The organism is Treponema sp. OMZ 906 (assembly GCF_024181185.1).
Taxonomy (GTDB): domain Bacteria; phylum Spirochaetota; class Spirochaetia; order Treponematales; family Treponemataceae; genus Treponema.
Genome location: NZ_CP051196.1, coordinates 2,429,521 through 2,449,599, shown reverse-complemented (window position 1 = coordinate 2,449,599; position 20,079 = coordinate 2,429,521). Strand labels below are relative to the sequence as shown.

The 20,079-nt window shown below is 43.3% G+C and carries 22 protein-coding genes, 1 tRNA gene and 2 pseudogenes; 17 read left to right on the top strand and 8 right to left on the bottom strand.

The genetic code is table 11. The features are described from left to right. Nucleotides 1-94 precede the first annotated feature (94 nt). From E4N69_RS11005 to xdhC, 10 genes are all read left to right on the top strand, one after another. The gene (locus E4N69_RS11005) at nt 95-1,405 is read left to right on the top strand and encodes a restriction endonuclease subunit S (RefSeq protein WP_253823862.1); all 1,311 of its coding nucleotides are present in this window, start codon (nt 95-97) and stop codon (nt 1,403-1,405) included. A gap of 11 nt (nt 1,406-1,416) precedes the next feature. After that, nucleotides 1,417-2,409, top strand: coding sequence for a nucleoid-associated protein (locus tag E4N69_RS11000; protein WP_253823861.1), 993 nt, complete (start codon nt 1,417-1,419; stop codon nt 2,407-2,409). Beyond that, nucleotides 2,406-3,605 (top strand): hypothetical protein, encoded by a 1,200-nt coding sequence (locus E4N69_RS10995; protein WP_253823860.1) that lies wholly within the window; start codon nt 2,406-2,408, stop codon nt 3,603-3,605. The genes E4N69_RS11000 and E4N69_RS10995 overlap by 4 nt, the downstream gene beginning before the upstream one ends. 733 nt (nt 3,606-4,338) lie before the next feature. After that, entirely contained in the window at nt 4,339-4,785 is a 447-nt protein-coding gene (locus tag E4N69_RS10990; RefSeq protein ID WP_253823859.1) for an N-6 DNA methylase, read from the top strand. 142 nt (nt 4,786-4,927) lie between these two features. Next, a tRNA-Thr gene (locus E4N69_RS10985) sits at nt 4,928-5,000 on the top strand. Nucleotides 5,001-5,135: 135 nt separating this feature from the next. Continuing rightward, nucleotides 5,136-6,419, top strand: a complete 1,284-nt coding sequence (locus tag E4N69_RS10980; protein WP_253823858.1) for an amidohydrolase family protein — start codon at nt 5,136-5,138, stop codon at nt 6,417-6,419. 2 nt (nt 6,420-6,421) lie between these two features. Then, nucleotides 6,422-8,179: an adenine deaminase gene (gene ade / locus E4N69_RS10975; protein ID WP_253823857.1), complete on the top strand. Its 1,758-nt coding sequence runs from the start codon at nt 6,422-6,424 to the stop codon at nt 8,177-8,179. 10 nt (nt 8,180-8,189) lie between these two features. After that, nucleotides 8,190-10,487 carry a xanthine dehydrogenase subunit XdhA gene (gene xdhA / locus E4N69_RS10970; protein WP_253823856.1) on the top strand — a complete coding sequence of 766 codons (2,298 nt, stop codon included), beginning with the start codon at nt 8,190-8,192 and terminating at the stop codon, nt 10,485-10,487. Then, a complete protein-coding gene (xdhB, locus tag E4N69_RS10965) occupies nt 10,487-11,368 on the top strand; it encodes a xanthine dehydrogenase subunit XdhB (RefSeq protein ID WP_253823855.1) in 882 nt (293 codons plus the stop codon). Before xdhA ends, xdhB begins: the two co-directional genes overlap by 1 nt. Nucleotides 11,369-11,370: 2 nt before the next feature. Continuing rightward, the gene (gene xdhC, locus E4N69_RS10960; RefSeq protein ID WP_253823854.1) at nt 11,371-11,865 is read left to right on the top strand and encodes a xanthine dehydrogenase subunit XdhC; all 495 of its coding nucleotides are present in this window, start codon (nt 11,371-11,373) and stop codon (nt 11,863-11,865) included. A gap of 109 nt (nt 11,866-11,974) precedes the next feature. On the opposite strand, the gene E4N69_RS12685 is transcribed toward xdhC, so the two are convergent. Then, nucleotides 11,975-12,100, bottom strand: coding sequence for a hypothetical protein (locus E4N69_RS12685; protein WP_256478591.1), 126 nt, complete (start codon nt 12,098-12,100; stop codon nt 11,975-11,977). Between the two features lie 29 nt (nt 12,101-12,129). Between E4N69_RS12685 and E4N69_RS10955 the strand changes: the two genes are divergently transcribed. Then, nucleotides 12,130-12,972, top strand: a complete 843-nt coding sequence (locus E4N69_RS10955) for an AraC family transcriptional regulator (RefSeq protein WP_253823853.1) — start codon at nt 12,130-12,132, stop codon at nt 12,970-12,972. A gap of 62 nt (nt 12,973-13,034) precedes the next feature. Here the strand turns inward: E4N69_RS10955 and E4N69_RS10950 are convergent, their stop codons facing one another. The 3 genes and pseudogenes from E4N69_RS10950 to E4N69_RS12845 all read right to left on the bottom strand — a co-directional run bounded on the left by E4N69_RS10950 (nt 13,035) and on the right by E4N69_RS12845 (nt 13,953). Next, nucleotides 13,035-13,226, bottom strand: coding sequence for a type II toxin-antitoxin system death-on-curing family toxin (locus E4N69_RS10950; protein ID WP_253823852.1), 192 nt, complete (start codon nt 13,224-13,226; stop codon nt 13,035-13,037). Between the two features lie 187 nt (nt 13,227-13,413). Then, nucleotides 13,414-13,617: a hypothetical protein gene (locus tag E4N69_RS10945; protein WP_253672963.1), complete on the bottom strand. Its 204-nt coding sequence runs from the start codon at nt 13,615-13,617 to the stop codon at nt 13,414-13,416. Between the two features lie 20 nt (nt 13,618-13,637). After that, a pseudogene (locus tag E4N69_RS12845) lies at nt 13,638-13,953 on the bottom strand (type II toxin-antitoxin system YoeB family toxin). Between the two features lie 179 nt (nt 13,954-14,132). Here E4N69_RS12845 and E4N69_RS10935 point away from each other — a divergent pair. After that, nucleotides 14,133-14,390, top strand: a complete 258-nt coding sequence (locus E4N69_RS10935) for a hypothetical protein (RefSeq protein WP_253728859.1) — start codon at nt 14,133-14,135, stop codon at nt 14,388-14,390. Further along, entirely contained in the window at nt 14,390-14,758 is a 369-nt protein-coding gene (locus tag E4N69_RS10930; protein ID WP_371922350.1) for a hypothetical protein, read from the top strand. Before E4N69_RS10935 ends, E4N69_RS10930 begins: the two co-directional genes overlap by 1 nt. Nucleotides 14,759-14,761: 3 nt before the next feature. Here the strand turns inward: E4N69_RS10930 and E4N69_RS10925 are convergent. Both E4N69_RS10925 and E4N69_RS10920 read right to left on the bottom strand, forming a co-directional pair. Further along, nucleotides 14,762-15,000: pseudogene (locus tag E4N69_RS10925) on the bottom strand (Txe/YoeB family addiction module toxin). 162 nt (nt 15,001-15,162) lie between these two features. Next, entirely contained in the window at nt 15,163-15,552 is a 390-nt protein-coding gene (locus tag E4N69_RS10920) for a nuclear transport factor 2 family protein (RefSeq protein WP_253823850.1), read from the bottom strand. Between the two features lie 133 nt (nt 15,553-15,685). Between E4N69_RS10920 and E4N69_RS10915 the strand changes: the two genes are divergently transcribed. Continuing rightward, complete coding sequence (locus E4N69_RS10915) at nt 15,686-16,027, top strand: winged helix-turn-helix transcriptional regulator (RefSeq protein ID WP_253823849.1); 342 nt, start codon at nt 15,686-15,688, stop codon at nt 16,025-16,027. A gap of 343 nt (nt 16,028-16,370) precedes the next feature. Here the strand turns inward: E4N69_RS10915 and E4N69_RS10910 are convergent, their stop codons facing one another. Continuing rightward, nucleotides 16,371-16,667, bottom strand: coding sequence for a HigA family addiction module antitoxin (locus tag E4N69_RS10910; RefSeq protein WP_253823848.1), 297 nt, complete (start codon nt 16,665-16,667; stop codon nt 16,371-16,373). A 9-nt stretch (nt 16,668-16,676) separates the two neighbouring features. After that, nucleotides 16,677-16,958, bottom strand: a complete 282-nt coding sequence (locus E4N69_RS10905; protein ID WP_253823847.1) for a type II toxin-antitoxin system RelE/ParE family toxin — start codon at nt 16,956-16,958, stop codon at nt 16,677-16,679. A gap of 430 nt (nt 16,959-17,388) precedes the next feature. On the opposite strand from E4N69_RS10905, the gene E4N69_RS10900 reads away from it, so the two are divergent. From E4N69_RS10900 to E4N69_RS10890, 3 genes are read left to right on the top strand one after another with little or no spacing between them, the layout of a single operon-like run. Further along, on the top strand, nt 17,389-18,300 hold the full coding sequence (locus tag E4N69_RS10900) for an ABC transporter permease (RefSeq protein ID WP_253823846.1): 912 nt from the start codon (nt 17,389-17,391) through the stop codon (nt 18,298-18,300). A gap of 22 nt (nt 18,301-18,322) precedes the next feature. Further along, nucleotides 18,323-19,222, top strand: a complete 900-nt coding sequence (locus tag E4N69_RS10895) for an ABC transporter permease (RefSeq protein WP_253823845.1) — start codon at nt 18,323-18,325, stop codon at nt 19,220-19,222. Then, complete coding sequence (locus E4N69_RS10890; protein ID WP_253823844.1) at nt 19,215-20,063, top strand: ABC transporter ATP-binding protein; 849 nt, start codon at nt 19,215-19,217, stop codon at nt 20,061-20,063. The genes E4N69_RS10895 and E4N69_RS10890 overlap by 8 nt, the downstream gene beginning before the upstream one ends. Nucleotides 20,064-20,079: the final 16 nt, after the last annotated feature.

Sequence of the window (20,079 nt, the reverse complement as noted above, 5' to 3'; positions counted from 1 at the left end):
TGTACCATTTTCCGAATGTTTGGTACATATCTGTGCTATATATCCCAAAAAGGAGTATAATTGGGACATGATGGATTTACTGAAGGAATAGAAGATGGGAAAATGGAAGAACGTTAGGATTGGGGAGTTCCTGACAGAACGGCAAGGCCGATACAAACCCGATGATAACGCTATCGTAACATATAAACGCCTCGATAAAATAGATTTTTCCGGAACAATTCATATTTCCGAAAAACCTTCTAAAACTGATATGATTATTGTTCAGCCGGGTGATTTGGTTATTTCCGGAACTAACGTGGCAAAAGGGGCTATTGCAGTATATCAGGGAGTGGAACCCGTTACAGCAACAATCCATTATTCTTCATATATATTCGATGATTCAGTTGTTGATTTAGAGTATTTTAAATACTTTGTCAAAAGCCCCGCTTTTATCGAAACACTGAAAAAACAAGCAAAAGGCGGAATAAAGACTGAAATAAAGTCGAAAGTATTTTTACCGTTAGAAATATCACTTCCGGATTTACCAACACAAAAGCAAATTGTAAAAAGAATTTCTGTAAATCTAAAACGAGTAAATGAACTGGCAAAAGAAATAGAAACTCAAAAAGGATACGCGAAACAGCTCCGCCGGAATATTTTGCAGGATGCTATAGAAGGCAAACTTACCGCTGATTGGCGCAAAGAACATCCGGTGCAGAAAGGCAACCCCGACTACGATGCAGAGGCTTTGTTTGAGCTGATTCAGAAGGAAAGGGAAGTCTATAAAAAATGGAAAAAGTTACCGCCGATACTTGATGCGGAAAAGCCTTTTGAACTTCCTACCGGGTGGAAGTGGGTGAGATTGGGGGAGATAGCAGAAGGATTTATGTATGGTACAAGTGCAAAATCATCTCCATTCGGAACATGTCCAGTATTAAGGATGGGTAATATCCAAGATGGGATGATTGATTGGGAAAAATTAGTCTATTCAAATAATGAAGAAGAAATCTCAAAATATGCATTACGAAAATTTGATTTATTATTTAATCGCACCAACAGCCGTGAAATTGTTGGCAAAACAGCAGTTTATGAATCGGACAAACAAGCAATATATGCTGGGTATTTGGTCAGATTTAGGATTATTTTATCAAATCCTTATTTCATAAATTATGTGTTGAATAGCCCTATGCACCGAGAATGGTGTAATGCAATGAAAACGGATGCTTTAGGACAATCGAATATTAATGCGGAAAAATTAAAAAAATTTGTTTTGACTCTTCCGCCACTTGCAGAACAACAAAAAATTGTGGATATTGTTTCTGCTGGACTTGATAATATTTGGGAACTTAAAAAACAAATCTCACTACGAGAAGAATATACAAATCAACTAATGCGAAGTATTTTAAAGGAAAATTTTAATATTTGAGGGTAAATATTATGGAAATTAAGAACGCGATAATTCATAATGTAAAAAAAGAAATAAAAGGTGATGCTGATATAGAGTATTCTGAAAATACTCTGAACTTGCAAGATAAGAAGTGTCTATCGTTATTTGAAGAATTATATACATTTTTTTCTAAAAGTATAAAATATGGAGTATTTTCCTTAAATGAAAATACTATTTTTCATCAGAACTTTGATCATTATTTAAATACAGAAAATGATGCTTTCGTTTCATTTTCGAAAAATGTACTTCCCAATTTAAAAGATCGGATGGATTCTATTCCACAGTCAAAGGGTGGATATATAATTTTTGCAGAAATAAAAAATCACAATGAAGATTTTCTCACTGTTTTTGTTGTTCGCGATAAAACAGGAAAACAATTTTCTTATAAAGATAACACAATGCAAATAAATGAAGTCATACATATTGATACGAACAAGCTTGCGATGGCTTGTAGAATAAATATTTGCTCATACAATAATAAAAAAGATCGGTATTTATCTTTTCTAAGTACAACACAAGATGAAGCTTCTAAGTATTTTCAAAAATGGATAGGTGCAGAAGCCCAGAGTAAAAGTCATGAAGATACCAAAGCATTGCGTACCATTATAAATAGAATTGATATTCCAGAAGATGAAGATGGGAACACATTATCAAGAGAGCAATTTCGAGAAAAAGTATATGACTTATGTTCTAAGACTTATTCAAAAGATATAAATCTTAGAGCTGTGAGCGAGGAGATTTGGAAAGATCCTGATTATATTGCGAATTATGCTGCTAATCATGGTTTTATTATTAGTGATGAGTTTACTGCTGATGAAACAGAATTGAGGAAATTGAAGAAATACTCGATTTCAAGTGATAACATTAAATTGGATTTTCCACCTGAATATATTGGCACCAAGATTTATCCAGATCAAAGTAAAGATGATATTGTCATTATTAGATCAAAATCTTTTGCTGATAAATTACGGGCAGAACAATGATAGAAGATAAATATAAGTACTTTGAAATTTTGAATATCGCTGCAATGAAGGCAGAATACATAAACTCTGATGGAACATTTGTATTCATTGATATAACTATTCCAAAATTACTAAAGAAAGATGCCCAGAAGCACAATATTAAATTTGATGATGCAAGTGCGGAAACAGAGTTTAAAGTGGAAAATGATGATATAGTTATTTATCCGAATTTTGAACGGGTTGTTTCAGCTTTACCTATAGCTATAGAAAGTAATAATTTAAAAGAAAATTACTGTTATTACTCAAACAAAGAGAAGAGATTAGTTATTTTAGATTTTGATGCCGATAATAATCCTTATTCTTTTTATTTCTCTGATAAGAATGAAATAGAAAATAATAAAGAATATTCATTTTCTAATGTATTTTATTGGCAAAAAATCTATGAATTGCTCTATAAAAATATAAGTGAAGAAGCAAATTCTGATAAATCTATTTCGATTCATTCTTATGAAAAAGGAAAATGTCGGTTTAGCTATTTACCATATAATCCATTCCTGAATGACAAGGATTTACAAAGTACTTATAATCATTTTGAAGAGGTTTTTAAATCAACAAATCTTTATCCAATGCTATTAAAAAATAGGTGTGTAGCAATACTTTCGGAATCGAATGAATCTACATTAGAGGAACTTATTTTACAACTTGATGAAATTTGTAATAAAGTTGAAACCGATTTTGCAATTTTTGTTGAGAAAATAGATTTTGATTCTTATATTCAGAAGTATAATGAAACGCTTGCTGGATTTTTTTCCCAATCTCGAAGTATAATAGAAAAAATGTTATCGAATGTTTTTACTTTACCGTTGACTTATGCAGGAGTAGTATTTACGTTTGATAAATTAACTGACAATACTCTTGCACCATTTATTTTTGTTGCAATGTGTATTTATACGTTTTTCTCATGTGGCTTCCTGATTTATGAATTTATAGATACATTTGCAATAGATAAAACTTTTGACAAAGAATTAATATTATATACTAATAATTCTCCATTTCTTTTAGAAAAAGTTGAACCTGATAAGAAATTAATTAAGTATCGGCTTATTGGAATTAGAATAATATGTTTGCTGCTTGTTTGTGTGTTTGTATTATTAATGATAATTTTAGGAATTAAAATTCTTGCAAGTAGTAATACAAATTTAGAAGTTTTGCAATAGTCGACGACTCAAAACTCGCGTCCAGCGGGTGCCATGGATATCAAGTTCAGAACCGCCATGGATGGCGGTGGTTCCACTCAGTAGCAAGTTTTTCGTTAGAAAAACTTGTCGTTGAGCAATGTACAATGATGTACATTCAGAAGCAGCACGGATGCCGCTGGTTCCAAGCACCAATGAGTTTGCGAATAGCAAACTCATGTCCAGATTTTGACATGGAAGTCAAAATCTGGACAGCGTTAGGGATTGTAGGGGCGCGTAGCGTTCTTGCGCAGCAAGAATAGAGCGATAGCGAAAAGTTTATTTTCAGCCGCTGAAATAGTGCCTTCATCAAGCAATGTACATCCTTGTACATTGCTTGATGGCGAATTTTGGCACAGCTAAAATATCGCTGCTGCTATAACCACCGCCATCCGTGGCGGTAGTGAATGTCGAGTTTGCTTTCGCAAACGTCGCATATTGTATGCCGTTTCTCAGCTTAGCTTATGAAACGGCGTAATGCAACAGTTTCCAAAATTCACATTTTGTTCCACTGCTGCATTTTAAGGAATCCCGGAAAGCCCGACCGCCGCTTGCGGCGGGAACGCCCAAATGAAAAAAGTAACAGGAGTACACATGCCGAATATTGGTGGAATTATAAAATCATTGCAAAATATTATGCGAAAAGACCCGGGCGTTTCGGGGGATGCGCAGCGCATTGAATAGCTGGGGTGGATGGTTACACTTAAAATTCTTGATGACAAAGAAGCAGAGAATCCGGCAGGAGTTTTTGGAACAGTGCAATGTGCACACGATTGTGCGTTTGCCTAACTCCGTGTTTCAGCCCTATGCAAGTGTTGCGACAAATTTACTGTTCTTTACAAAAGGCGAGCCGACACGGGACATCTGGTACTGGGAGCATAAACTGCCGGAGGGGCAGAAATCCTACTCCAAAACAAAGCCTATTCGGAAGAGTGAGTTTGAACCGCTGAAAGCATGGTGGAATAGCCGTTTCGAAAATGAACGCGTCTGGAAGGTCAGTATTGAAACCTTAAAAACCAACGGCTATAACCTGGATATAAAAAATCCGTATATAAAGCAAGAAGAAGTGACGCACACCACGGCGGAATTGCTGGAGCTGCTGCACCGGTCATTTATAAAAAGCGATACGCTGTTAGCAGAGTTGAAGGAAGGTCTGCGATAGGGGCATTTTCTCTATAAGAGCTAAAAACATCCGAATAAGTTTGTCAATTTTTTCCTTGACGTAACGGTGCTTTTTCCGTATACTATTCAAACTTTGTCTGAGGAAGCCTTTTTCGGTCAACTCGGCTCAGGTTGTTTTATTTGCCAACTTAGCTCACCTGGCAGAGCAGCACCCTCGTAACGTGCAGGTACTCGGTTCAAGTCCGAGAGTTGGCTTTTTTATCTTTTTCCTTTTAATTCCATCACTAATCCTTATATATTGTGAGACATCCTAAAAAAAAATTAGTTTTTTGCGTTTTTTTGCTTGTTTTTGCGGTGAACCGTGCTATACTGGTACAAGGGTATTGCAGTATGAGTCAGACACAGTTTGTCGTTAAGGGTGATTTTGTATCAGCCGTAACAAAAGACCGTCTTGTAGCGCATCCTCATGCGTATGCGTTGTGCGAAAACGGAAAAATAATCGATTTTGTTACCGCATTGCCGGAAGGATCATGGGAGCATACCCCCTGTTTTGATTTTTCTGGTATGCTGATTGTCCCTGCCTGTGTTGACTTACACGTTCATGCGCCGCAGTATGCATTCCGCGGAATGGGGATGGAGCTTGAGCTCATCGATTGGCTGAATACCTATACCTTTCCCGAAGAAGCGAAATATGCCGATGCGGATTACGCTTTGCAGAGCTATCGGCTTTTTACCGATGACCTTGAAGCGAGTCCGTCCTGCCGCGCAGTAATCTTCGGCACCATTCATAACAGCGGCAATCGTGTGCTAGCGGATTTACTGAAAGCTAAAAAGATGCCGTGCCTCGTCGGCAAGGTGAATATGGATCGGAATGCGCCCGACTACTTATGCGAAACAGCGGAATCATCTTTTGCGACGACCCAAGCCTTTGTTGATTCATTTAAAAATGATGATACCGTTGCTCCTATTATAACGCCCCGCTTTGTGCCTTCGTGTACGCCCGCTTTAATGGATAATCTCGGCAAACTGGCAGCAGCCCGGCACTTGCCTATACAGAGTCATCTTTCGGAAAATAAAAAAGAAATCGCATGGGTGAAGGAACTTCATCCCGAATGCAAAAACTATGCCGAAGTGTACGACCGCTACGGCCTTTTAACCGATAAAACCATCCTCGCTCATTGTGTGCACCCTACCGACGAAGAAATAGAATTGCTGATTCGGCGCGGCACGTACATTGCGCATTGTCCCGAATCGAATATCAATTTAACCAGCGGCATTGCACCGATTGCGCGTCTTTTGGATGCGGGCGTTCATATCGGGCTTGGCTCAGATGTGGCTGCCGGTTCTCAACTGTCTCTTTTTAAAGCGATGATGTCGGCGCTTCAAGTTTCAAAAATGCGGCGGTATTTTTATGAAGGAGAGCGTGCGCTTTCTGTATCGGAGGCCTTATACCTTGGAACGAAAGGCGGCGGTTCCTTCTTCGGCGATACCGGCAGCTTTGAAAAAAACTTCTGGTTTGACGCAGTAGTGATCGATGATACACGGTTGAGTGCACGTACCGATTTTTCCGTTGAGCAGCGGCTGGAGCGTGCGCTCTATTTGACGGAACGGCACAACATGGTTGCAAAATTCGTACAAGGCCGTTGCGTATGGGATAAACGGGAGGAGATATAACTATGGATGAAAAAAGGTTTATCGATATTGCGGCAGGGCGGGTAAAAGCCGATCTGGTGTTAAAAAACGCTTTTGTGCTTAATGTATTTACCAAAGAGTTTATTAAACAGGATGTTGCGATAGCGGACGGCTATATCGCCGGAGTCGGACAATACGAAGGCGTTGTAGAAAAAGATTTAACCGGTAAGTTCGTGTGCCCCGGACTTATCGATGCGCACTTGCACATTGAGTCCACGATGGCGTCTCCGCGGAATTTTGCTCGCCAAGCGCTTCGTTGCGGTACAACCGCCGTTATCGCCGACCCGCACGAAATTGCCAACGTCGCGGGCGTTGACGGTATCCTCTATATGCTGGAGGATGCGCGGAAGGCGGTGTTTGCCGGTACGAACCAGCCGCTTGTTTCCATCTATTTTATGATTCCTTCCTGCGTGCCTGCTACCGACTTTGAACACACCGGCGGCGCGATTACCGTCTATGATATAGAAAAACTGTTGGATGAGCCGAACGTACTCGGCCTCGGCGAGATGATGAATTATCCTGCAGTCATCCGTGGGGACGAAGCCGTATTGAAAAAGATATCCGCGGCTCGGGAAAAGAAGAAGATATGCGACGGTCATGCGCCGTGCGTGCGCGGCCGAGATTTACAGGCATACTGCGCTGCCGGTATCCGTACCGATCACGAATGCGCTTCCTACGATGAAGCATTTGAAAAATTGCAGCAGGGAATGTACATCCTGATACGCGAAGGTTCTTCCGCGCAGGATTTGGAGCCAATTGTACGTGGCATGTTGGAGCATAAGACCGATACGAGCCGCTTTGCGTTCTGTACCGACGATAAAAAAATGAGTGATATTTTAGCAAACGGACACATCAACAATAATGTACGCAAAGCGGTGTCGCTCGGATTATCGCCGGAAGATGCGCTGTGTATGGCGAGCTTTCATGCGGCGCAGTGTTACGGTTTGAGCGGCAGAGGGGCTATCGCTCCGCGTCACTATGCGGATATTGTCGTATTTGACAATATAACGGACTTTTCAATCAATTCGGTATACAAAGCCGGTATTGAAGTTTCTTCCGTTCCGATGGCGCAAGAAACGGAGTCGGCGGCGGCAGAGGAACCGTCTTCGTTCTCCATTAAACGGATTACCGACAGCGTGCATGTTGTTCCCGTATCTCGGAGCGCCTTTAGCGCCGATCATTTTATGCCGTCGGGTTCCGATAATTTCCATGTTATCGGAATGCAGCGGGGAACACTTTTTACGAAGCATCTGGTGTTTCCGCGGCAGGAATGCGCCGAGATGCTCAAAGACGGGAAGCTCTGCTATTTGGCAGTGCTGGAGCGGCACAAGAATACCGGCAATATCGGCCGCGCTTTGCTGCACGGTTACGGAGTGTCGAACGGAGCCATCGCGTCGAGTATCGGGCATGATTCACACAATATCATCGTAGCCGGTTCCAATGCGGCCGATATGCACCGTGCCGTTGAAGAAGTAATCGATATGAAAGGCGGCGTGGCTGTTGTACAAAACGGCACGGTGCTCAGCAAGTTTGCACTGCCGATTGCCGGTTTGATGAGCGCTATGGAACCGGTGCAGCTTGCCGACTGTATTCACGACGCGGCCGAGAGAGCGCATACTATCGGCGTATACCCCGAAGTTGAACCGCTGATCGGTTTGTCGTTCCTTGCGCTGCCGGTTATCCCCGAATTAAAATTGACGGATTCCGGTTTGTTCGATGTAGTAAAATTTCAGTTTATATAGGGAGGTAAAAATGATAGTTGGAAAAGCGGTGCCCCGTGTCGATGCTTACGATAAGGTAACCGGCAGGGCAAAGTACGTTGACGATTATTTTCACAGTGATTTTTTGGTCGCAAAGGTATTGCACAGTACCATCGCGAATGGGTTGGTAACGAAGATCGATATAAGCGCTGCGGAGAAAATTCCCGGTGTGGTTAAGATTGTTACCTGTTTCGATGTGCCGGACATTTGTTTCCCGACAGCGGGGCACCCGTGGTCTACCGAGGAGGCACATCAGGATATTGCAGACCGCAAGCTGCTCAACAAAAGAGTACGCTTTTACGGGGATGATATTGCTGCCGTTATTGCGGAAGATAATGTGGTCGCCGAACGCGCGTTAAAGGCTATCACCGTTGAATATGAAGAATATCCGCCTATTCTGGATGTGCATCAAGCGATGTCCCCCGACGCGACCGTTTTACACGAAGCGTTCCCGGGCAATGTGCTGAAGCATACGGTGTTTAGCGTGGGTGAGTATGAAGAAACGCCGGATGATCCCGATACGGTTATGTTTGAAGGCGATTATGCCGTATCTCCGATTTCGCACTGCCATATCGAAAATCCCGGCTCGTATGCCTATATGAAGGGCGGAAAGATTATCGTGGTGTCTTCCACGCAGCTGCCTCACATTTGCCGCCGCGTATGCGGACAGGCGCTCGGTATCGACTGGGGAAAGATACGGGTTATCAAGCCGTATATCGGCGGCGGCTTCGGCAACAAGCAGGATATCCTGTATGAGCCGCTGAATGCCTACCTTTGTACGGTGGTCGGCGGACGGTGCGTACAGCTGTCCGTTTCGCGGGAAGAGACCTTTATGTGCACCCGCACGCGCCATGCGATGGAATTCCACATGAAGACAACAGTGCGGAAGTCGGACGGCAGGTTCATTTCGCGCAAAATGCTCTGCTATTCTACAAAGGGCGGTTACGCTTCCCACGGACACGCAATTACCGCGAATGCCGCCAACGAGTTTAAGCAGCTCTATTCGGCGGAAAAGGGAATCATTTCCGAAGCGTATTCCGTGTTTACCAATCATATTACCGCAGGAGCTATGCGCGCGTATGGGATTCCGCAAGCGGATTTTGCCCTTGAATCTTTTATGGATGATATGGCGCTCAAACTGAATATGGATCCTGTTGATTTGCGGCTCAAGAACTGTATGCGGGAAGGATACGAAGACCCTGTTACAAAGATTAGAGCAAACTCGGATGGGCTCTATCAGTGCTTGCAGAAAGGCCGCGAGGTATTCCACTGGGATGAGCTGCGGAAAAAGTATGCAAATCAAACAGGGCCGGTACGCCGCGGTGTCGGAGTCGCCTGTTTTAACTACAAAACCGGCGTTTACCCCATCTCGCTCGAAACTGCCTCCGCCCGTATTGTGCTCAATCAGGACGGCAGTATTCAAATTCAGATGGGTGCGACGGAAATAGGACAGGGCGCCGATACGGTGTTCTGCCAGATGGCTGCCGAAGTGCTCTCGCTGCCGATGGATAAGGTCTATATTTTTTCCGAACAGGATACCGATGTCAGCCCGTACGACAGCGCGGCCTATGCTTCTCGTCAAACATACGTGAGCGGCAAGGCGATTAAAAAAACTGCCGAATCACTTAAACGAAAGATATTAGACTATGCGGCGTGGATGCTCGATATGAAGGCCGATGAACTTGATCTGCAGCATGAAAAAATTATTGTCCGCAGTACCGGTGAAGAGCGGCTCACCTTGGAAGAGGTCGCAATGGAAAGCTGTTACAGTATGAAGGAATCTAATCACCTCAGCGCGGAAGAAACCTCTCATTGTACCGATAACTGCTTCTCGTTCGGCGCAACCTTTGTTGAGATTGAAGTTGATATCCCGGTCGGCAAAATCACGGTACTGAATATTTTGAACCTGCACGACAGCGGCACGCTGATCAATCCGCAGTTGGCGGCGGCTCAGGTACACGGCGGCATGGGAATGGGTCTCGGCGCTGCGACTGCCGAACAAATGCTCTACGATAATAAAGGCAAGCTGCTGAACGGGAACCTTTTGGATTATAAGCTGCCGACGGCGATGGATCTTCCTGACTTACACGAGCTGTTTATCGAAAATGCCGACCCCACCGGCCCCTTCGGAAATAAATCACTGGGCGAACCGCCGATTATTTCGCAGCCGCCGGCAATCCGCAATGCGCTGCTGCACGCCACCGGTGTTGCCATTAACAAGCTGCCGCTTAATCCTCAGCGGCTTTTTGAAGCGTTCAGCGAGAGCGGGCTGCTGAAGGAGGTAATCTAATGTACGATATGGAAAGTTTTTATCAAGCGACATCAATCTCCGATGCCGTAAGCGCCTTAGTCCGTACCGAAAATCCGGTTATCCTTGCCGGCGGCACCGACGTGCTTATTCAAATGCGGGAAGGTAAACTTGCCGGACGGAATGTCGTGTCTATTTTCGGCATCCCCGAATTGCGCGGTGTGAGCATAGACGAGGAAGGTACGATCCGCATCCGTCCGCTGACGGTCTTTAGCGAATTAACCGGAAGTCCCATCGTGCAAAAGCACTTACCGATGCTCGGCTATGCAGCCGATCAGGTCGGCGGGCCTCAAATACGGAATATGGGAACCGCAGGCGGGAACATCTCCAACGGTGTAACCAGCGCCGACACCGCGCCGAGTCAGCAGTGCTATAACTCGGTTGTCGAAATTACCGGCCCGGACGGAGTACGGTTGGTTCCCGTGCAGGAATTTTACGTCTCCGCCGGAAAGGTTGTGCTGCAAAAAGGCGAGCTGGTAACCTCATTCCTCATTAAAAAGAAGGACTACGAAGGCTTTACCGGTGATTACATCAAGTATGCGATGCGTAATGCGATGGATATTGCAAACTTGAGCTGCGCCTCCCTTGTAAAAACCAAACGGGAAAACGGCGCCTTAAAAATCGACGAGGTGCGTATGTGCTTCGGCGTTGCCGCTCCGGTACCGCTCCGCTGTAAAAATACCGAGGCTTTTTTGACCGGTAAAGAAATCAACGATGCGTTATATGAAGGCTTGCAGGAAGTGCTCCTCACGGATATCAATCCCCGTGACTCGTGGCGCGCGTCAAAAGCGTTCAGAGTTAATACCGCCAAGCAAATAGCGGTGCGATCTTTACGGAAAGCTGTCGAGCGGCAGGAGGTGTAGGCATGTTAAAAATTATTACAATGACGGTGAACGGAAAAAAGCACGAGCTTGCGGTCGATGTTCGGGAATCGCTTGCAGACGCGCTCCGCAATAGACTTTCGATGACGAGCGTTAAAAAGGGCTGTGAAGTAGGAGAATGCGGCGCCTGTACCGTGTTGGTGGATGGAGTGTCTGTTGATAGCTGTATTTACCTTGCAGTATGGGCGGACGGCAAGAGTATTTTGACGGTTGAAGGACTACAGGGCGAAAACGGAGAACTCAATCCGGTGCAGCAGGCCTTTATCGATGAAGCTGCCGTTCAGTGCGGCTTCTGTACCCCCGGGCTTATTATGACAGCGGTGGAAATTGTCGGAAGCGGAAGGCTGTATACGCGGGAAGAGCTGCGTAAGCTTATCTCCGGGCACTTGTGCCGCTGTACCGGCTACGAAAACATCCTCCGCGCTGTTGAAAAAGCGATGAAGCAAAACCTTGAACAAATGAAAAAGGCAGGAGCGTAAGACTCCACCTGAGTATTGGGCTCCGCTAAAAATCGTAAGCCTATCCGCGATGATGTTTTTCATAAGTTTTGGAATACCAATAACTTATGAAAAACATTGTATGAAACGCCTATTTTTTATGCAGCTTTTTTACTGTGCGCTGTATTTGTTTTTGCGGCTGATGATGAAAGCGAAGACACATCGCAGCCGCTTTTTTTTGTACAATAACTATCGGGACGGCTGTTTTTATATGCATTATACTCTCCGTAGGTTTCGGAGCAAAAGATGAATATCATTCAATCATTTAACGGAACGATGGCTTATATTGAAAGAACTATTGAGACAGGGTGTGATGAAGCGGAGATTGCGCGCATTTCCGGTTATTCCTATCCGCTATTCAGCAGAATTTTTTCGATATTGGTCGGGTATCCTTTAAATGAATATCTCCGTTTTAGAAAGCTCAGCCGAGCCGCCGCCGATTTGCGCAATACCGATGCTAAGATTATCGACATAGCATTGGCGTACGGCTATGAATCGCCTGATTCTTTTGCAGCTGCGTTTAAGAAATTTCACGGCGTCAGTCCGAGCGCGGTTCGAAACGGAAAAGAATTTAAATCATTTGCTCCAATTAAATTATCTTTAACTGTCAACGGAGGGCAAACTATGGAAGTCAAAATTGAAAAAAAGGGCGGATTTACGCTTGCAGGTATTCAAGTCGATGCGGATCGAACCAGTGATTTTCCGAAAGTCTGGGGCAGCCTTTTTGAAAAAGCTTCGCACGAAGAACTTGCAAAACTCGGAAACGGCAGGAGCTTCGGCATCTGTTCCGAGGTAAAAGACGGCAAAACGTTTACCTATGCAGCGGCATATGATTGCCGTGATGCACAAAAGGCGGCCAAACTCGGCTTGTCGGTGATGCACATCCCTGAAGCCGAATACGCAGTAGTCCAGCTGAAAGGCTCCGTTCCCAACTGCATCCACAAAGGCTGGAAGTATGTTATAGAAACCTTCTTTCCCGAACAAGGGTACTGTCATGCCGGTACTCCCGACTTTGAAGCATATTCGGAAGGGGATATGTACAGCAAGAATTACATGATGGAGCTATGGGTGCCTATTGTAAAGGCATAAGGCTGTGAATTACTCTTCCTCCGCAGTCCTGCATACGAGGTTGCTGCTGCGGGGGAGGCTGATTATTTTCTATGCTCAATAATCCATCCTTTTATGTCATTTTTAGACATTTTCCCCGAAGCAATGTCTAAACCAAAATCAATCAATTCTTGTTGTGAATAATTTACTTCAATATTATTCAACTTTAAAAAAAGCAACATTAAATGTACGCCGATTCTTTTGTTTCCATCTATAAAAGGGTGATTCTCAATCAAAGAGTAGCACAGCTGCGAAGCCTTGTCTAAAATAAAATATCAGGATAAAGATTGTTCCTGCCAAAAGTTTGAAATGGTGTTTTCAATGCTGAATCCAAAAGCTGCGCGTCACGTATACCATCCATACCGCCTGTCTTTTCGATAAGAGACCTGTGGATTTTTACTACTTGTTCATACTCAAAGAAAATCATTTAGCTAATTCCTGATACGCTTGCTTATTCTGATCGATGAGAGAATCGGAAATCGCAAAAAGTTTTTCATCAGAAACGGTATGATATGGCTTGTCATCTTCCAAAACGGTTATTATTACTTTTCTACCGTTATAATATTCAAGCGAAGGATAATCCGTAAGAATGGTATTTCCCTGAATAATCCCAGTTATTGCAAACATTTTGCTGCCTCCGGGTGGTATTATAGCATATATTGATTGTTTTTTGCAGAGCTTTTCATAAACATACCCCATGGTACTCTGATTCGAAGGGATGTAATTATTGTCAAATTAATTGATAAATATAACAATATCCGTTTGGGGCATAATAAATTCCGATTGGGATAGAGCATCCTAATACTGCTTAAATTTCTCTTTAGAGATTCCGGCTTACCTATCCCCTCAAAAGTACTTCGCTGAATATCTTTGATAAGCCCGTTTATTTTTTTCAGTGTCTTCTTGTCCTGTGCCTGCCAACGTAAATAATCATTCCCTGCTATCTTCCCATAATAGCCGCATTACTCTGCCTCAATCAACTCATGCTCAGCAAAGTGAGCCTTTCTCTTTTTTATATCACGCACAATATTTTTAAGATAGCGGATATTACTTTCAGAATAGAACGGATCAACGGCGACTTGTTTTTTTTAGGCTTATATTTTATAGTGTAGGTGGGAAATCCCACTATTTGGAGGCATACTATGCAGGCAGCAGCGGTCAGATCATATAATGCAAAAGTAGACTCAAAGAAAAGAATTACGTTGCGCAATACAATTTATGAATATTTTCATATTGAAGAATATGAAGATGGGAAAATTGTGTTGGAACCTCGGGAATTAACAAAACCATTTCAAATTTCTCAGAATTCTCTTTCTATGTTGGATTCCAGTGTGGATAATTTTAAAACAGGCAATGTATCAGCTCCTCTGAGTCTCTCCTCTTATACAGATATTGAATAATGTTCAACATTAGAATGGGTGTTCCTGAAATGAAACAATTTTGGGACAATTTAGAGCAAAAAATCAAAGCTAAAAGCGCAAGTAAAAAAGAGATTGAATTATTTAAAAAACTTGTCAGTTGCTTTAAGAAACTTTCTACTGACCCAAGGTATCCAAGCCTTTGTACACATGATATTGAGGCACTTACAAAACGATACGATCTGAAAGTTTGGGAATCCTATGTGGAAAATAACAAACCAGCGGCTGAAAGAATTTTTTGGGTTTATGGACCTGGTCGGGAGGATATTACAGTGATAGGCTTGGAACCGCACCCGAACGATAAAAAGGACGCTTACAATAAAATAACGCTTTCCATAGTAGAGAAATAGTCTTTACTCATTCTTTATACGATTCCTCAACAATACCTGTTTGGGGCATAATAAATTCCGATTGGGGTAGAGCGCCCTAATACCGCTTAAATTTCTCTTTAGGGGTTCCGGCTTACCTATCCCCTCAAAAGTACTTCGCTGAATATCTTTGATAAGCCCGTTTATTTTTTCAGTGTTTTCTTGTCCTGTGCCTGCCAATATAAATAATCATCCCATGCTCTATCTTCCCATAATAGCCGCATTACTCTGCCTCAATCAACTCATGTTCGGCAAAATGAGCCTTTTCTTGCATTGCCGCAAAGGTAATGGCAGGTTGAAGCGGATGTTAGATGTCTTTTATTTATTTTTCTATGATGAATGAGCTATAACACAGAAAAATTCTATATGAATCAAAGCGTACACACTTAACCCCAAAATTTGTCTTCTGCCGATTGTTGTTCGGCAAAAGTCCATACTTCTTGTATCTTGCCATTTTCTATTTTGAATAGATCAATCCCCGGATCATTGAGCTTATCAGCTCCTCTCTCCGCTACGGAAACAACACTTGCAGCAACAAAACACTCGTTACTCGCAGCCCAATTGGTAATAACTTTAAATGTACCGCCGCTCCTTTTTGCAAATTCACCTAGCCGCTCACCCAATGCTCGTTTCCCTATAATCGTACCTGAAAGCGAACTTTCGCCTCCCATGTGCCATACAACAGTGTCGGACATTGTTGCAAAAGCTCCCGCAAAATCGCCCTTTTCCAATGCATCTCGATAAGCAGCAAAGACCTTCATTACTTCATGTTTCATAACATTCCTCCAGTAAATATTTAGAAGTGGTTCTCACTTCTTTAAGTATCATTATAGTCTTTAGTCTTGATTTTGTAAGTACGAACATTTATAATACATAGTATCAAAAATAATACTTGAGAGGGTTCTTATAATGTCGATTTATGATAAGTGTCCCTTTGCTACTACTCAAAGAGTATTGCAAGGGAAATGGGCGATTATAATTTTATATCATCTGAGTACGGGCACAAAAAGGTTTAATGAACTCGAAAGATTAATGCCTACAACAACTCGAACTGTTTTAACAAGACAACTCCGCCAGCTTGAAAAAGATAAACTAATCGACCGCAAAGTCTTTGCCGAAGTCCCGCCTCACGTTGAATACTCTTTGAGTAAATTGGGAACTCAGTTTCAAAAAGTGTTAGACGAGATTGAGATTTTTGGTTTAAATTATATCGCCGAATTAAATAAAATACAAAAAGGAAAAAGTAGATAGCATCTTTATCGATGTATTACTTTTTATATTGAAACCTATTTAGGGAATCATTTTCAATCTATAGAATGCTTGAAATATCAAGATTTTGTACACCTGCACGTTTTTATTCGTGCGGAGGGTTTAATACCCCGACGCTTGCGTCGTAACAAAGGGTATTAAAGCCGACTGCAACCACCTTATAGAATACACAGTGCGAAACGTTGAGCACTGTGCCCCGACGCTTGCGTCGGGGTTGTTGATTGTAAATAAAGAATCTGCTTAGTGATTTGTACATCTAACAATGAGTTAAACCGCACAGACCTTGAGCCCGTGTCGGCTTTGAACTTCTTGTTATGGCATATTATTATGCATAAGCGTAGGCTTTTATTTCTTCTAATTGCGGAGCAAGCTCTAACTTTGCATTTCTTATATCAATATCATCCTGCAAAGCCATAAAATAACCGTCTGAAACTCCAAAGAATTTTGCAAGTCGTAAAGATGTATCTACAGTAATTCTTCTGCGATTATGAAGAATATCCTGAATGCGAGATGTAGGAACCTTAATTTCCTGTGCTACTTTATATGCGGAAAGTCTAAGAGGAATCAAGAATTCTTCATTTAAGATTTCACCCATTGTCGGTGTTTCGATATACTCTGCCATAGTTTTCTCCTAGTGGTAATCCACAATTTCTACATTATAAAAGTGTCCGTCTTTTTCTGTAAAACAGACACGCCACTGATCATTTATACGGATAGAGTGCTGTCTTTTTCTGTCTCCTACAAGTTGTTCAAGATGATTATTTGGAGGCACCCGCAAATCTTCAAGACACTTTGCATTATCTATTAACATAAGTTTACGCAAAGCAACTTTCTGAATTGTATTCGGAAGCCGTCTTGAAAACTCCTGTTTATAAACATGCTCTGTTTCTTTATCCGCAAAAGTCTTTATCATAAGTGTATTATACATACAGAGCGTGTATATGTCAAACAGGCTTTTTTTTGGCGGTGTAAAGCCGCGTTTTATTGCTACCTTGCTTAGCCCTAAAGTTCAATTTCATTTTATAAAACATTCTCTCTTATTACCTTAATATTTTATTAAAGAATTGGAAAATTCTATTTTATTCCCATTTAGTTTTTGGAGAACTTTCTTAAAGCTACAAACAAAACCATAATGGGTTCTCCTTGATTCTCCTGTTTTACCAAAACTCGAGATTTGACCTGATAAATATAACAATATCTGTTTGGGGCATAATAAATTCCGATTGGGGTAGAGCTCCCTATACTTTTTCGTAGAATAATCTTTTAAAAATAGACGGCTAACGCCAAAGATAAGGCAACTGTGTCAAAGATATTAGACGATACTATGAGGAAATTGACGAAGCGTGAGAATTATTAAAAAAGCGGGGTATCTTATCCTTGTTTTGGTGTGCGTGTCCTTCCTTTCGTTTTTGCTGGCAAATATTTCGGCGATTGATCCTGCGGAAGCATACGCGCGGCGGGTTGTCCGTTCTGCAAATAAGGAGTTGATTGCGCAATACCGTGAGCTTACCGGATTTGATAAGACGATTCTGCAGCAGTATTTGTCATGGCTGCATAAAGCGGTGCGGCTGGATTTCGGCGCATCGTACCTTACCAAAAAATCCGTACGGCAAGAACTCGGCAAGGCGCTGCCTGTAACGCTGCTGATTGCCGCCTGTGCATCGGCATTCAGCATCATTGCTGCCGTTCCGCTCGGCATAGCGGCGGCTTTGTACAAAAAACGGTTGGCGGATAAACTTATCGGCTTCATTTCTTTTTTGAGTTTTTCCGTACCCGGTTATTGCACCGGTCTTTTGGTTTTGCTCGTTTTCGGTATGCGCTTACATCTGCTTCCCGTTATCGGGCACGGGCAGGGGAGCAGTGTACTGTTTGCCTCTTTTACCCTTGCTTTGCCGATGACCGGTACGCTTATCCGCCTTTTACGCTCCTTCTTATTGGAAAATGAGGAGAAAGAGTATGTTCAATACGCGAAAGCCCGCGGGATTACCGACCGGAACATTATGACGCGTCATCTTTTACGCAACGCAGCTCCGATGCTTGTAACTTTGTGGGGACAAAATATCGGCTATCTTATTGCGGGAACTGCGATTGCAGAAACTATCTTTTCAATTCCGGGGATCGGTATGTATGCACTGAACGCCGCAGTTAACCGCGATTTTCCCGTCATCAATGCGTACCTTATTGTAACAGCGTTTACATTTACCGTGTGCAACGGCGCGGCAGAGTTTATCGGCGAAGCGCTTAATCCTTCCTAAAACGTTTGTTGAGGAATCGTGCATGAGGGGAAAAATGAATGCCGCGCTCGGCGCAGGGCTCGGTATGGTGTCGGTATTGGTTATCATCGCTGTTTTTTGCGATGTGTTGGCGCCGAATAATCCTGACAAAATCGATATGAGTGTACGGTTTGCCGAGCGGTCTTTTGCGATGCCGTTGGGAGCGGATGCGTACGGACGGTGCATATTTTCAAGACTGCTGTACGGCACGCGCTATTCCATGGGACTTGCCGCCGCAGTTATCGGGACAGTTGCCGTGCTTGCAACACCTATCGGGATGATTGCGGCGTTTAAGGGCGGCGTTGCGGATAAGCTTTTTGTGTTAAGCTGCGATGTGAGTATGGCGATGCCGCCAACGGTGCTGGTGCTTGCGGTTATCGGCATTATGGGAAACGGCGTAGTCAATCTGCTGGTAAGCGCGGTTTTTGCATATTGGGGGTGGTACGGCAGAATGGTGCGCAGCTATACGCATCACGAAAGCCGAAAAAGCTATATTGTCTATGCAAAAACCGCAGGTCTTTCCGATTGGAGCATTGCGGTAACGCATATTTTTCCGAATATTATGCCGAGCCTTATCGTACTGCTGACGATAGGAATCGGCGATGCGGTACTGATGCTCTCCGGTTTTTCATTTTTAGGGATCGGATTGCCTGCGGGGACGCCGGAATGGGGCGCGCTGCTGTCGGATGCAAAAAGCAGCTTTATTCGCGCTCCTCGGTTCGCCGTTTATCCCGGACTCTGTATCTTCTTTACCGTATGCGCCTGCAATATAACGGGGGAAGGTTTGCGCCGTTTCTTTTCTCCGTATCAAGGCTCCGTACAGGAACATATATATCAAACGACGAAAAGTGTGTCGAAGGGGGTACTGCCTAACGAAATCGTACAGGAAAGCATCGATGAATGAAGCGAGTATGCTCATGCCGCAGTATGCACTGTATACAGGAGAACCGGTGAAGGATGCCCCCATCCTTTCCGTAAGCGGCTTGTGTATCGAATATCCGAATGAAAGAACGAAAATACGCAATATCGGTTTTTCCATTGCGCGGGGAGAAACGTTCGGTTTGATCGGTGAAAGCGGCAGCGGCAAAACTTCCGTGTGCAAAGCGATACTCGGCTTACTCAAAGACCGTGCGCTGCAAAGCGGCAGTATCCGGCTGTGCGGTAAAGAACTGCTGCGATTATCCCCAAAGGAACAACAGAAAATCAATGGAAAGGATATCGGGTATGTCATGCAAAATCCTCATGCGGCATTCGATCCGTGTATGAAAATAAAGCGCCATTTTATGGAAACGATTAAGGCTCACCGTCATTGCAGTACACGTGAGGCTTTCCGGCTGGGGTATGAACTGCTCTGCGCCGTAGGGCTTTCCGATGCGGAACGTGTTATGGAAAGCTATCCGGGGCAATTAAGCGGCGGAATGCTGCAGCGGGTTATGGTTGCGATTGCCGTTTCGCTGCGTCCCGTGTTGCTCATTGCCGACGAGCCGACCGGCGCACTGGATGCCGGTAATTGCGGTATTGTGTTACAACTGCTTGCAAAAGCGGTAAGAGAGACCCAAGCTGCATTGCTGTTTGTTTCGCACGATATGAATGCCGTTGCGAATATTGCAGAATGTATTGCCGTGATGAAGGAGGGTGAAATAGTAGAGACAGGAACCGCCGAAACGGTTCTGAAAAATCCCCGGCATCCGTACACAGCCGAATTACTATCATCGTCAAAAGTGTACGTCCATGTACACTTTTGACTGCAAATTTTGGCAA

Bases quoted from the DNA above. Each gene is read 5' to 3' on its own strand.
- E4N69_RS11005 (WP_253823862.1), top strand. From the start codon at position 95: ATGGGAAAATGGAAGAACGTTAGGATTGGGGAGTTCCTGACAGAACGG.
- E4N69_RS11000 (WP_253823861.1), top strand. From the start codon at position 1,417: ATGGAAATTAAGAACGCGATAATTCATAATGTAAAAAAAGAAATAAAA.
- E4N69_RS10995 (WP_253823860.1), top strand. From the start codon at position 2,406: ATGATAGAAGATAAATATAAGTACTTTGAAATTTTGAATATCGCTGCA.
- E4N69_RS10990 (WP_253823859.1), top strand. From the start codon at position 4,339: ATGACAAAGAAGCAGAGAATCCGGCAGGAGTTTTTGGAACAGTGCAAT.
- E4N69_RS10980 (WP_253823858.1), top strand. From the start codon at position 5,136: ATGAGTCAGACACAGTTTGTCGTTAAGGGTGATTTTGTATCAGCCGTA.
- ade (WP_253823857.1), top strand. From the start codon at position 6,422: ATGGATGAAAAAAGGTTTATCGATATTGCGGCAGGGCGGGTAAAAGCC.
- xdhA (WP_253823856.1), top strand. From the start codon at position 8,190: ATGATAGTTGGAAAAGCGGTGCCCCGTGTCGATGCTTACGATAAGGTA.
- xdhB (WP_253823855.1), top strand. From the start codon at position 10,487: ATGTACGATATGGAAAGTTTTTATCAAGCGACATCAATCTCCGATGCC.
- xdhC (WP_253823854.1), top strand. From the start codon at position 11,371: ATGTTAAAAATTATTACAATGACGGTGAACGGAAAAAAGCACGAGCTT.
- E4N69_RS12685 (WP_256478591.1), bottom strand. From the start codon at position 12,100: ATGCATATAAAAACAGCCGTCCCGATAGTTATTGTACAAAAAAAAGCG.
- E4N69_RS10955 (WP_253823853.1), top strand. From the start codon at position 12,130: ATGAATATCATTCAATCATTTAACGGAACGATGGCTTATATTGAAAGA.
- E4N69_RS10945 (WP_253672963.1), bottom strand. From the start codon at position 13,617: ATGTTTGCAATAACTGGGATTATTCAGGGAAATACCATTCTTACGGAT.
- E4N69_RS10935 (WP_253728859.1), top strand. From the start codon at position 14,133: ATGCAGGCAGCAGCGGTCAGATCATATAATGCAAAAGTAGACTCAAAG.
- E4N69_RS10930 (WP_371922350.1), top strand. From the start codon at position 14,390: ATGTTCAACATTAGAATGGGTGTTCCTGAAATGAAACAATTTTGGGAC.
- E4N69_RS10920 (WP_253823850.1), bottom strand. From the start codon at position 15,552: ATGAAACATGAAGTAATGAAGGTCTTTGCTGCTTATCGAGATGCATTG.
- E4N69_RS10915 (WP_253823849.1), top strand. From the start codon at position 15,686: ATGTCGATTTATGATAAGTGTCCCTTTGCTACTACTCAAAGAGTATTG.
- E4N69_RS10910 (WP_253823848.1), bottom strand. From the start codon at position 16,667: ATGGCAGAGTATATCGAAACACCGACAATGGGTGAAATCTTAAATGAA.
- E4N69_RS10905 (WP_253823847.1), bottom strand. From the start codon at position 16,958: ATGATAAAGACTTTTGCGGATAAAGAAACAGAGCATGTTTATAAACAG.
- E4N69_RS10895 (WP_253823845.1), top strand. From the start codon at position 18,323: ATGAGGGGAAAAATGAATGCCGCGCTCGGCGCAGGGCTCGGTATGGTG.
- E4N69_RS10890 (WP_253823844.1), top strand. From the start codon at position 19,215: ATGAATGAAGCGAGTATGCTCATGCCGCAGTATGCACTGTATACAGGA.